10 protein-coding genes are annotated in these 12,452 nt (G+C 71.9%); 3 read left to right on the forward strand and 7 right to left on the reverse strand.

Going from position 1 to position 12,452, the window contains the following annotated elements; all coding sequences use genetic code 11:
- The first annotated feature begins 5 nt into the window (after positions 1-5).
- Positions 6-1,472 carry an NtaA/DmoA family FMN-dependent monooxygenase gene (locus tag ACIBM5_RS01015; protein WP_396004759.1) on the forward strand — a complete coding sequence of 489 codons (1,467 nt, stop codon included), beginning with the start codon at positions 6-8 and terminating at the stop codon, positions 1,470-1,472.
- A 57-nt stretch (positions 1,473-1,529) separates the two neighbouring features.
- On the opposite strand, the gene ACIBM5_RS01020 is transcribed toward ACIBM5_RS01015, so the two are convergent.
- The 7 genes from ACIBM5_RS01020 to ACIBM5_RS01050 form a co-directional block, all read right to left on the reverse strand.
- Complete coding sequence (locus ACIBM5_RS01020; protein WP_396004760.1) at positions 1,530-2,474, reverse strand: glutathione S-transferase C-terminal domain-containing protein; 945 nt, start codon at positions 2,472-2,474, stop codon at positions 1,530-1,532.
- Between the two features lie 553 nt (positions 2,475-3,027).
- The gene (locus ACIBM5_RS01025) at positions 3,028-4,083 is read right to left on the reverse strand and encodes an LLM class flavin-dependent oxidoreductase (protein ID WP_396004761.1); all 1,056 of its coding nucleotides are present in this window, start codon (positions 4,081-4,083) and stop codon (positions 3,028-3,030) included.
- The gene (locus ACIBM5_RS01030; protein WP_396004762.1) at positions 4,080-5,768 is read right to left on the reverse strand and encodes a dipeptide ABC transporter ATP-binding protein; all 1,689 of its coding nucleotides are present in this window, start codon (positions 5,766-5,768) and stop codon (positions 4,080-4,082) included. The genes ACIBM5_RS01025 and ACIBM5_RS01030 overlap by 4 nt, the downstream gene beginning before the upstream one ends.
- Positions 5,769-5,905: 137 nt before the next feature.
- A complete protein-coding gene (locus ACIBM5_RS01035; protein ID WP_396004764.1) occupies positions 5,906-6,766 on the reverse strand; it encodes an ABC transporter permease in 861 nt (286 codons plus the stop codon).
- Positions 6,767-6,768: 2 nt separating this feature from the next.
- Entirely contained in the window at positions 6,769-7,701 is a 933-nt protein-coding gene (locus tag ACIBM5_RS01040) for an ABC transporter permease (protein ID WP_396005103.1), read from the reverse strand.
- Positions 7,701-9,347: an ABC transporter substrate-binding protein gene (locus tag ACIBM5_RS01045; protein ID WP_396004765.1), complete on the reverse strand. Its 1,647-nt coding sequence runs from the start codon at positions 9,345-9,347 to the stop codon at positions 7,701-7,703. Before ACIBM5_RS01045 ends, ACIBM5_RS01040 begins: the two co-directional genes overlap by 1 nt.
- 878 nt (positions 9,348-10,225) lie before the next feature.
- Positions 10,226-11,206, reverse strand: coding sequence for an NAD(P)/FAD-dependent oxidoreductase (locus ACIBM5_RS01050; protein WP_396004766.1), 981 nt, complete (start codon positions 11,204-11,206; stop codon positions 10,226-10,228).
- 200 nt (positions 11,207-11,406) lie between these two features.
- Here ACIBM5_RS01050 and ACIBM5_RS01055 point away from each other — a divergent pair, with 200 nt between their 5' ends.
- Together ACIBM5_RS01055 and ACIBM5_RS01060 are read left to right on the forward strand one after the other, a co-directional pair.
- Positions 11,407-11,736: a hypothetical protein gene (locus tag ACIBM5_RS01055; RefSeq protein ID WP_391581955.1), complete on the forward strand. Its 330-nt coding sequence runs from the start codon at positions 11,407-11,409 to the stop codon at positions 11,734-11,736.
- Between the two features lie 45 nt (positions 11,737-11,781).
- On the forward strand, positions 11,782-12,402 hold the full coding sequence (locus tag ACIBM5_RS01060; protein ID WP_020552059.1) for a hypothetical protein: 621 nt from the start codon (positions 11,782-11,784) through the stop codon (positions 12,400-12,402).
- Positions 12,403-12,452: the final 50 nt, after the last annotated feature.

The raw sequence follows: 12,452 nt of genomic DNA on the forward strand, positions 1-12,452 counted from the left end.
CACCGATGCCCCGACCCGGCAACCCGCAGCCGCCCCGCGACCACCGGCGCGGCACCCCGTCCCGCAGCCCGCACCCCGGCAGCCCCTCGTCCCGCGCCCCCCGGCAGCACCGCACCCGCATCCACCTCGCCGCGCACTTCCCCGGCGTCAACAGCACCACCGTGTGGAGCGATCCACGCTCGGGCAGCCAGATCGACTTCGACTCCTTCGAGCACCTCGCGCGCACCGCCGAGCGCGGCAGGTTCGACTTCTTCTTCCTGGCCGAGGGACAACGCCTGCGCGAACACCACGGCCGCATCTTCGAATTGGACGTCGCCGGCCGCCCCGACGCACTCACCGTGCTGTCCGCACTGGCCGCGGTCACCGACCGGATCGGACTGGCCGCAACCGCCACCGCCACCTACAACGAGCCGTACGAACTCGCCCGCAAGATCGCCTCGCTGGACCACCTCAGCGCCGGCCGCGCGGCCTGGAACGTGGTCACCTCACCGGACGCCTGGACCGGGGAAAACTTCCGCCGCGGCGGCTTCCTCCCGCGCGAGGAACGCTACGAGCGGGCCATCGAGTTCGTCGAGGCGGCCCGCACGCTGTGGGACAGCTGGGCCCCGGACGCGCACGTCGCGGACGCCGAGAAGGGCGTGTTCGCCGCGCCCGACGCGGGACGATTCGACTACCACGGACGGCACTTCGCCATCGAAGGCCGCTTCACCGTGCCGCGCGGCCCGCAGGGGCGGCCGGTGCTGATCCAGGCCGGCGACTCCGAGGACGGCCGCGAATTCGGCGCCGCGCACGCGGACGTGATCTTTTCCCGGCACGCCGAATACGACGCCGGCCGGGCCTTCTACGCGGACATGAAGGGCCGCGCGGCCCGGCACGGGCGCAGCCCGGACGAGCTGAAGATCCTGCCCGCGGTCACCGCGGTGATCGGCACGACCGCCGAGGAGGCCCGGGAAAAGGCCGCCTGGATCCGTCGACAGCAGGTCAGCCCACAGAACGCGATCCAGTTCGTCGAACAGGTGTGGGGCCGAGACCTGTCCGACCTGGACCCGGATGGCCCGCTCCCGGACTTCGACCCGGTCACCGACGGCACCTCGATCGCCCGGGGCCGGGTCCGCACCGGGGGAGACCCGCTGGAACTGGCCCGCACCTGGCGCGAACTCGCGGCGGCCAAGGGCGGGCTGAGCCTGCGCGAGGTGGTCGTGGAAGTCTCCGCCCGACAGACGTTCATCGGCACCGCCGAACACGTCGCCGACCGGATGGAGGTGCACGTGCGCGACGGCGCGAGCGACGGCTTCATCCTGGTCCCGCACCTGACCCCAGCCGGCCTGGACGAGTTCGTCGACCACGTGGTGCCGATCCTCCAGGAACGCGGCGTCTTCCGCGGCGAATACGAGGGCACCACCCTGCGCGAACACCTGCGCCTGCCGGAGCCGCGCCCGGCCGGCGCACAGCGCGCCGACGTGGCGGTGTGAGCACCGAACACCGGAGCGTGCCTGCACTCCCGGCCCCACACCGCCGAGCCGGCCGGATCAGCTCCAGTCGTTGAGCGCGATCGAGACCCCCGACGCCGCCGGGCCACGACAGTGGCTCCGGTGGTTTCGGGCGATGTGGTCCAGCCGCAGGTTGTCGCGGAACGCCGGGATGCGATTCAACCGCCGCGCGTACGCCCACAGATGCGGATGCGCCGCGAGCCGGTGCACGTCCTCGGCGGCCAGGTGCCGCTTGTGCACCGCGTCCAGGTGCACGAGCGTGGTCCACAACTGCACGTCCGCCGCGGTGAGCGTGTCACCGAGAAGGAACGGCCGGGCCGCGAGCCGCCGTTCGGCCACCGCCAGGGTCGCCGTGACGATGCTCATCGCCTCGGCCCGACGCGGGCCCGCCGACGCCCGCCCGGCCCGCTGTGCGGCATCGGTGACATCCTCCTCGAACAGGGTGTCCAACGCGCACAGTTCCTCGGCCCGTTCCGCCGGATACAACGCGTTGCCGGTGCCGAACCCGGTCGCCAGGTCGCGCAGGATGTGCGGCGCGTGGTTGCTGACGATGCGTCCGCTCCACCGATCCCACAACACCGGCACACTCACCGGGCCGTCGTAGTGGTACTCGGTCGCCTCGTACGCCTCACGCAGGAACGCGAACCCGCCGTTGGGGTCCAGGCCGTGGCCGTCCCCGTCCCGAAACGCCCAGCCGCGCCCGTCCCGGACCGGATCCACCAGCGACGTGCCCACCACTTCGCCCAGCCCCGCGAGGTCGCGCGTGATGGCCACCCGCAGCGAACGCGGGCAGGCCAGGCACAGGTAGAGGTGGTAGCGGTTGGCCTCGGGACGGAAACCGGCGCCGATCCGGCCGCGGAAGCGCTGCATCGGCGGGCGGATGGTCTCCAGGCCCGGCAGCGGGGATCCGGAGTGACGGACGCGGTAGCGCCCGTGGGTGCGGAAGTCGATCGGTCCGGCGGCCTTCGGGGGTGTCGTGGACATACGGGTCTCCCTCGCGCAGGTCATGAGTGTGGCAACGGTCGAGGCGGCACGGCACGGCGCGATCCGACCCCGATGCGGGCGGACCGGTGGCGTGGAACTCAGACCGAGCGACAACTCGCGCTGCACACGCGCAGGAAGTCGATGTGTCGGCGAATCAGGAGATGGACGGCGATCAGGACCCGCGCCCTCGGCAGTCCCGGGCGGGGGCCCGCGTGACACACGCAGCCGTCCATGGTTCGGATTATTCGCGCTCGGGACACCTCCCCGCAAGAGCCTTACACCGATCCACACACCCCACCGACCGACCCGGACCGGACCCGACCGACCCCACTCCGGCCGAGCAGCCCCGACCAACCGGACGCGACCCGCCCGGACGCCACCGCCCGCCGCCGCCCGCACCCGGCCCGACCCGCCCCGACCCCACCACACCCGGCCGACCCGGCAAGGCCCCACCCACCCGGCCCGGATACTCGCCGCCCCGGCCGGAGACACCCGCGGCCGCGCCGAGATCGCCCCGCCCCCCGCCTCCAAACCCCCGCCTTCAACGCCGAGTTCAGGCCACCTGCTCCCAAACCCGCGAGGGAAGCGCGGCCCGCAGCACCGGTGCCACCTCGCCCGCGAACAACTCCAGGACCGCCCGCCGCTCCGCCCGGTCCAGCCCCTCCGTCCCGATCGCCTGCACCTGGTGCCCGTAGGCCGCGTGGTAGCGCCCGATCTTGTCCACGATCTGCGCCGGACTACCCACCAGCGCCGGGCCGTTGGCGATGTTGTCCTCCAACGACGTGAACGGCGAACGATTGTGCCGCGCCGCAGCCGACCCGGCGAACGCGTCGTAGTAGGGCCGATACCGCGCCAGCGCCTCCTGCGACGTGGGCGCCACATAACAGCCACCCGCGCCCGAGCCCACCACCGCGTCCGCCGGGTCGCGCCCGTACGCCGCCCAACGCTCGCGATAGTGCTCGATCAAATCGGCATACTTGGCCATCGGATGGAAGCCGTTCGCGGTGAACAGCGGATCACCCCACTTCGCCGCCAACTCCGTGGACGCCCGGCTGGTCGCGCTGCCGTGCCAGATCACCGGAGGCCGCCCCCGCGGACGCGGGAACGGCCGCGGATGGGTCGTCACCTCGTGCAGCGGACTGCGAAAACGCCCGGACCAGGTGACCTTCTCCTCGCTCCACAACCGGCGCAACAACTCGAACTTTTCCTCCTGCAACTCCCACTGGTCGTCCTCGGAGAGCCCGAACAACCCGAAGTGCCGCGGATCGTTGCCCTTGCCGACCATCAGATCCAGCCGGCCCCGGGACAACTGGTCCAGCGTCGCGTAATCCTCGGCGACCCGGACCGGATCCAGCACGCTGATCACCGTCAGCGTGGTCAACAGCCGAATGCGCGAGGTGCGCTGCGCGACCGCCGCCAGGATCACCGGCGGCGCCGAGGACAGGAACGGCTCGCCGTGCCGCTCGCCCACCCCGAACGCATCGAAACCCAACTCCTCGGCCAACGCCGCCGTTTCGACCAGCTCCGCCAACTGCTCGTGCGCCGGCGCACGCCGCCCGGTGATCGCATGCGGGGCATTGGCACCCAGAGTGAACACCGCGAACCTCATGACACCGCTCCCAACGGTTGCGGGCGCCGGCGCCCGGGGATGGCCGCGATCAGCTCGCGCGTGTACGGGTGCGTGGGCGTCGAGAGCACCTGCTCGCAACCACCCTTCTCCACCAGCCGACCGGCCTTCATCACACCCACCCGGTCGGCGATCCGGCGCACCACCGCGAGGTCGTGCGAAATGAACAGATAGGCGACCCCCAACTCGTCCTGGAGCCCGCTCAGCAACTCCAGGATCTGCGCCTGGACCGAGACGTCCAACGCGGACACCGGCTCGTCGCACACCACCAGATCCGGCTCCAACGCCAACGCCCGCGCGATCGCCACCCGTTGCCGCTGCCCACCGGACAACTCCGCCGGTTTACGGCGCAACACACCCGCCGGCAGCGCCACCTGATCGATCAACGCCGCCGCCCGGGCCCGCTGCTGCGCCCGGCTGCCGACCCGGTACGCGCGCAGCGGCTCCTCGACGATCTCGGACACCGTGAAGCGCGGATCCAGCGAGGCGTAGGGGTTCTGGTAGATCAACTGCATGCGCCGGCGCAGGGCGCGCAACTCGCCGCGCCCGGACCGGGTCGCCTCCCGCCCCTCGATCAGGATCCGGCCCGCACTGGGCACCTCCAGGCCCAGGATCATCCGCACCGTGGTCGACTTGCCCGACCCGGACTCGCCGACCAGCGCGAACGTCTCACCGCGGCGCACCGTGAACGAGACGTCGTCCACCGCGCGCAACGTGCGCGCAACCCCCTTGGTCTTCGGCAGCGCGAACTCCTTGACCAGCCCGGTCACGGTGAGCAACGGCTCGGTCCGCGGCACCGGTTCCCGCACCGGGCGCGGCCGCGCGCGACGCTTGGCCAGGCTCGGCGCGGCGGCGATCAACTGCCGGGTGTACGGGTGTTCGGGCTCGCTCAGGATCCGCGCCGCAGGCCCCTGCTCGACCACCGTGCCCCGGGACATCACCACCACCCGCGCGGCGCGGTCGGCGGCCACGCCCAGGTCGTGGGTGATCAGCAACATCGCGGTGCCGTGCGCGTGGGTGAGCTCGTCGATGTGGTCCAGGATCCGCCGCTGCACGGTGACATCGAGCGCACTGGTGGGCTCGTCCGCGATGACCAGCCGGGGCCGGCAGGCCAGCGCGATCGCGATCAACACCCGCTGCCGCATGCCGCCGGACAACTCGTGCGGGAACTGCCGGGCCCGAGTGGCGGGTTCGGGCAGGCCCGCCTCGCCGAGCGCGGCCACCGCGCGCTCGGCCGCCTCCTTGCCGCCCGCCAGGCCGTGCACGATCAGCGCCTCGGCCACCTGATCGCCGATCCGCCGTACCGGGTTGAGCGAAAGCATCGGATCCTGCGGGATCAACCCGATCGACCGACCGCGCACCTCGCGCAGTTCACGCTCACGCAGCGTCAGCAGATCACGGCCCTCGAACAACACCCGCCCCGCGCCGACCCGGCCGCCGGTCGGCAACAGGCCCACGACCGCATGCGCGGTGGTGCTCTTGCCCGAGCCCGACTCGCCCACCACGGCCACCACTTCGCCCGCGTTCACGGTCAGATCCGCGGCGGTCACCGCGTCCACCGGCCCGCTCGAGGTCCGATAGGACACCCGCAGCCCCCGGATGTCCAACAACGGGGCACCCGCGGCCTCCACCACCGACAACGCCCCCGCCACCCGACCGACGCCCACCCCCCGCTCCACACCAACCGCGCCACCCGCATCGGGACCACGACCCGAGTCCGCCCCCCGACCCGCACCCACCGACCCGACTTCGCCCCCGACCCCGCCCCCTTGCCGGCCCCCGGCCGGCCCCCGCACCGTCCCGCTCATCGATCCTGCCTCCGCTCTCCGTCCAAGGCCCGCGAGATGCGATTCGCGGACAACACCGTCGCCGCGATCACCAGACCGGGAAATGTCGTCAACCACCACGCGGTCGCCACGAAATTGCGCCCGTCGGCGACCAGCACGCCCCACTCCGGCGTCGGCGGCGGCGCACCGAAACCCAGGAAGCTCAACGCCGACACGGACAGGATCGCGATACCGAACTCCAACGCCGCCATCACCGACACCGGCCCGGACGCATTCGGCAACACGTGCCGGACCAAAATCCCGCCCGAGCGCACCCCGCTCGCCCGCGCCGCCTCCACGTACACCGACGAGCACACCCGCAACACCTCGGCCCGCATCACCCGGGCGAAGCCCGCGACGCCCGCCACCCCCACCGCGATCGCCACCTTCGTGGTACCGAAGCCCAACGCGCCGACCAGCGCCAACGACAACAACAACCGCGGAATCGCCTGCAACACGTCGACCACCCGCATCACCACGTCGTCCAACCACCCGCCGAAGAACCCGGCCGCCAACCCGAGCGCCCCGCCCACCACGAGCGCCACCGCCACCGCCACGAACGTCGCCCGCAACGACAACGAACTCGCGTGCACCACCCGGGTGAACACATCCCGCCCGAGCTGATCCGTACCGAACAGATGCTCCGCACTCGGCCCCCGCAACTTCTCCCGCGGCGTGCCCACCAGCGGATCGCCGTCGGTGAACAGCCCCGGAAACAGCGCCGCGAGCAGCACGAGCGCGGACACCACCAGCGACAACAACAACCCGGGACGGCGCAGCACGAACCGCGCATGCCCACGCGCGGCGGGCAACACCTCCGTCGCGAAACCGGCCGCCATCGTCACACCGTCCTTCCCACGCGCGGATCCAGCACCGGATACAGCAGGTCCACCGCCAGCGCCACCAGCACGAACACCAGCGCCGCGAGCAACACCACGCCCTGCACCATCGCCACGTCCTGGTTGTCCACCGCGGCAGCCGTCAGCCGGCCGATCCCGGCCCGGGAGAACACCGTCTCCACCACCACCGACTCCACCAGCACATTCCCCGACACCACCGCCGCCAGCGTGATCGCCGGCAACGACGCGTTGCGCAGCGCATGCCGCAGATGGATCCGCACCCGGCCCGCACCCTTGGCCCGCGCGGTCTCCACGTACGGCTCGGCCAGCGCGGTCGTCATGCTCTTCGCCAGCACCTGAGCGATCAGCGCACCCGCCGGCAGCGCCAACGTGATCGCCGGCAACACCAGGCTCCGCACGCCCTCGTTGCCCATCGCCGGCAGCAGCCCCCACTGGAAGGACACCACCTGCACCAGCAACAACCCCACCCAAAAGCCCGGCATCGAGATCCCGATCGCCGGCAGCGACAACAACACCTGACGCAGCGCCCGCAGCCGGGTGAACGTCGCAGCCAACGCCACCCCACCACCGCCGAGCACCGCCAACACCATCGCCGCACCGGTCAACGCCAGCGTCTGCGGCAGCGCGTCCGCGATCGTGCGCGCCACCGGCGCCCCCGTCTGCGCCGACGTGCCCAGATCACCGGTGAGCGCATCCCCCAGCGCACGGGCGTACTGCACATGGACCGGGTCGTCGAGGCCGTTCGCGCTGCGTACCGCGTCGATCTGCGCCGGAGTGGCGGTGCCCTCCAGACCGCCCAGCTTGATCGACAACGAATCGCCCGGCAGCAGATACAACACGACGAACGACACGGTGAACGCCGCCCACAGCACCACCACCGCCTGAAGCACCCGACGCACCAGATAGCCGCGCATCAGCCGCTCACCCACGTGTCGTGGAACTGCAGACGCGAAGACGCCTCGAAACTCAACCCGTGCACCCGGGGACCGAGCGCATGCACCTGGGACAGCTCGAACAGCGGGATCACGTACGCCCGGTCGGCGACGATCCGCTGCGCCTGGGCGACCTTGGCGTTGCGCTGCACCGGGTCCAGACTCTGCGCCTGGTCGTCCAGCACGGTGTCCAGGTCACCCGGGGCGATCCTGAGCCGGTTGCCCGTCCTGGTGCTGAACAGCGTGCGCAGGATGTCCGGATCCGCGCGGGTGACGTTGTAGTACGCGAAGTCGTAGTCGCCCGAGTTCTGCACCTGGTTCTGCTCACCGGCGGCGAGCTTGCGCAGCCGCAAGTCCACTCCGACCTTGCGCAGTTGCTGCTGGACCAGTTCCAGGACGGACTGGCTGGCGTTGAACAGCGGCGCGAAGATCACGTCCACGACGAGCCGGCGCCCGTCCTTGACCCGCACACCGTCCGAACCCACCTTCCAACCGGCCTCCTCCAACAGCCGCTTGGCGCCCTCCGGGTCGTGGCCCAGCTGCGCGGACAGGTCCACGTACCCGGGGGTGACCGAGGCCAGCGGCGAAGTGGCGGCCCGGTACTTCGAGGTGAGCACGGTCTGCGCCAACTCGGGACGGTCCACCGCCTTCTGGATCGCCCTGCGCACTGCCTCCTCGGCCGGGATCGGCCGGGAGACGTTGGCCTGGAGATTGAACACGACGCCCGGGTTGGGCCGGGTCGGCACGGTGTACCCGGAGGCGAACCGGCCCTCGTCCTGCGGCTGCACGTCGCTGATCGCGTCCACCTGGGCGGACTCCAGGCTGCCGGCGCGCACGCCGGACTCGGGCACGATCTTGAACACCAGCTTGTCCAGGTACGCCTCGCCGGGGTGGGCGAACAGCGACGAACCCCACGCGTAGCCGGTCCGCTTGACCAACTCCACGCTCTGGTTCGGCTTGTAGGAGCGCAGCGTGAACGGCCCCGAGCCGACCAGATCGCCCTGGCAGCGCTGCTCGGCGGTCTTGGCCAACGTGGCGGGGGAGAGCAGCCCCAGCGACATGGTCGAAGTGGCCTGGAGGAACTGGGCGCTGGGCGCGGCGAATTCCACCCGCACGGTGGCCGGGTCCAGCACGGTGGTGCCCCGGTACCCGGTGAGGTAGCTGCCCGCGATGGTGGCCTTGGCACCCAGCGCGACCACCGCGTCGAGGTTGGCCTTGACCGCTGCGCCGTCCAGCGGCGTGCCGTCCGCGAAGGTGACGCCCGGACGCAGGTGGAAGGTGAAATGGGTGGCCTGCGGGTCCACCTCCCACGAGGTGGCCAGCCACGGCTTGATCTCGCCGGTCCTGTCGTCCTGGTCGGTCAGCGAGTCGACGATCTGGCGGCCCACGTTCAGGCTCGCGTTCGCGCCGAACTGCTGCGGGTCCAGGCACGTGGGGTCGGCGGCCAGCGCGAAGGTGAGCGTGCCGCCGGCCCGCGGCGGGCCGACCTCGGCGGAGTTCGCGGCCTTGTCGCCGGCGCCGTCGCAGGCGCCGGCCAGCAGCGCGAGGGCAGCCGTCGCGGCGACGGCGCCGACGGTGCGGCGCAGTCTTCGAGGAGGGGCGGAGGCGGCGAATGCCGAAAAGCGCATGGGAATCTCCGGGCATGGCGAATTCACGCGGCGGCGCGCGTGATTTCGAGCAGGGATAACCGTCGATTCGCGCGAACGCGCGGCGTCGGAAACGGCGCACGGAAAGCGCGGCGCGTCGGAAATCGCGCCGGCGCGGGACGCGGCGAATCGAGGGCCAGGTCGTGGAACGGCGGGCGGACGGCCGATCGGCGATCAGGGGGATCGCCGGCGAGCGTCCGGCGGCGGAGCAGCCCGGTCCGCGGGGGTCAGCGGGTGCGACAGGCCGAGCTGTGCACGCGGCCGAAATCGACATGCCGGCGGGTACACAGGGGAGTTCGCGGACGGCGCACGGCCGCGCCACAGGGCGCGACGGCCTCGACCCGCCGGGAGGAGACTCCGGGCGTGGAGGCGGTGACCGGCACCACGAGCGTCATGACGTCCTTCGACAACAATGGATCGATATCTGCGACTGCGTGAGCCTATCGAGTCATCCGCCGAGACAACAAGTGCCTATTCCGCTTTTCGGCCGGGTCGGCCGGAAATTGCCCCGGCACGCGACTCGGCAAAAGCGTCCCGCCGGGCAATATCACCGGGCCGACCTCCGGAACTCGACACCCGGGACGGGCCTCCGGCACCCGGCATTCGGCATCCGACATCCGGCGCCGGCAACCGGCCGCACTCGACACCAGACACTCCACACCAGGCACTCGCCGCCCGACATCAGGCATCTGGGGACCCCACAGCGGCCCGCCGCAGCCCATACCCGACACCCGGCCCCGCAGCGCCCCCCATCGGCCCGGCAGCGCGCCCGCCGCACCGGACCGACCCCGCGCCCGCCCCCGAGCCCCACGGCGGCGCCGCCCGGCAGCCCCGCAGCTCCCGGGCCCGCCCGGGTCCTCCTACGGCACGTCCGAGGAATGCCCAGGGAAGACGTGCGCCGACGGGTCGACCACGGTCATCGCGTTGTTGACCGCGGTGGCCGCCTCGCCGAACCCGGTGGCGATCAGCTTGACCTTGCCCTCGTAGTCGACGATGTCACCGGCCGCGAAGACCCGCGTCAGATTGGTGCGCATCGCCTGGTCCACCACGATGTGCCGCTTGCGCTGCTCCAGGCCCCAGTGCGTCATCGGGCCCAGGTCGGCGATGAAACCCAGCGCGGCCACCACGGCCTGCACCGGGAGGGTGCGCACCGCGCCGTCGGCCTTGGCGACCACGTCCGCGGCCCGGACCTGTCCGTCGCCGTGCAGCACGGTGACCTCGGCCGAGGTGATCACCTCGGTGGTCGAGGCCAAGACCCGGCGCACGGTGTGCTCGTGGGCGCGGAACTTGTCCCGGCGGTGCACCAGCGTGATCGACTTGGCGACCGGCTCCAGGCTGGTCGCCCAGTCGAACGCCGAGTCGCCGCCACCCACGATCAGCACGTCCAGCCCGGCCAGATCGGCCAGGCGCGGTACGAAGTAGCGCACACCCTCGCCGGTGAACGCGTCGGCGGCGGGCAGCGGGCGGGGGCTGAACGTACCGATCCCGCCGCTGATCAGCACCACCTTGGCGCGCACCACCAGGCCGCTCGCGCAGGTGATGGTGACGCCGTCGTCGTCCTGTTCCAGCTGCTCGGCGCGGTGGCCGAGCAGATAGCTCGGCTCGAACGACGCGGCCTGCTCGACCAGCGCGTCCACCAGGTCCTGACCCTTGATCGCCGGGAAACCCGCAACGTCGTAGATCATCTTCTCCGGGTACATCGCGGAGATCTGCCCACCGGGTTCGGGCAACGAGTCCAGGAGTGCGGTGCGCAGGCCCCGGAAGCCCGCGTAGTAGGCGGCGTACAGGCCGGTGGGGCCCGCACCGATGACGAGCAGATCGGTGTCGACGGTGGAGGACACGCGCGCTCCTTCCCGAGCGGGGTTGACCGGACCCTAGTCCAACGGCACACAGGCTTCTTCGAGTTCGTGCCCCGCGTCACACGAACGGAAGCACCGACGGGGCACGAGCTCGCCCAACCACGGGCAAATGTCCGTACGGTTGCGTATGGAAGCGATGGAACTTGTTCTCATCCGGCCCGCCGATCGTTAGGGTCCGGTTCATGGAGAACTCCTGCGCGCCGCCTCCCTCGGCCGCCACCCCGGCACGGGTCGCGGACGCCAGGGCTCCAGGCCACGCCCGGACCCCGCCCCCCGACGCGTCGACCCGCCCCGGCGACGCCCGCGACGCCCCGACGCCGACACCCCACCGCGCCGCCCGGAGCACCCCCGCGCCGACCGGTCGACTCACCCTCGACGGCGGCGCCGAACAGGTGTGCGGCAAACTGGCGGCGCTCGCGGTTCCGAGCGGCGCCGACGCCCTCTCCTGGCCCGTCGGTCCCGACCCGGTGCGCGAGCCCACCGCGTTCGCCGTGGCCGCCGCACCGTCCTGATCCGCTCCGACCCGTTCGAGTCCCGCACGACCGCGAGGATGCACCATGACCCTGTTCCCCGGCAGGGACACCGACGTCACCACCGCCGTCGCCGCTCTGCTGGCGAAGTGCCGACTGTCGATACCCCGCACCTGGATACTCACGGCGCTCGACTACGCCTGGCACGACGAACGCCCCGTCGTGGTCGTGCGCCACCAACCGGCCACCCACCCGCACCCGGGCGGCCCGCACGCCAGCGTGGTGGTCGACCGCGCCGACGGCACCCTGCTGGGCTGGACCCGGCTGGACGGCCCGCGCCCGGGCCCGCTGCCCGGCACCGAGGAGGCACACGCCGCCGCCGAGGCGTTCTGGCACCACGTGGACCCGCTGCACGCCGAGGGGCTGACCGTGCAGTGGGTCGCGCAGCACGACGAGACCATCGGCACCGCGGCCGGTCGAGCCGCCTCGGTGAGCGGAATGCGGGTCAACGCGCGTCACATCAACGGGCTCTACACGTGGGCGGTGCTCGCCGGCGACCTGTCCGTGCTGACCTACGAGCGCGACGTGCAATGGGACGAACGGGCCGCCCGGCGGCGCACCCAGATGTGGCTGCACGACCGCTGGCGCGCCGCCGTGGACGGCACCGCACCGGCACCCGGCGCGCCGTACGCCCCCGCTCGGCGCTGACTTCGGATTCGCCGAACCCGCGGAAAATTTCGGCAAGTTCGGCAAAACCC

Source organism: Embleya sp. NPDC050493 (assembly GCF_044458105.1).
In the GTDB taxonomy this organism is placed as follows: domain Bacteria; phylum Actinomycetota; class Actinomycetes; order Streptomycetales; family Streptomycetaceae; genus Embleya.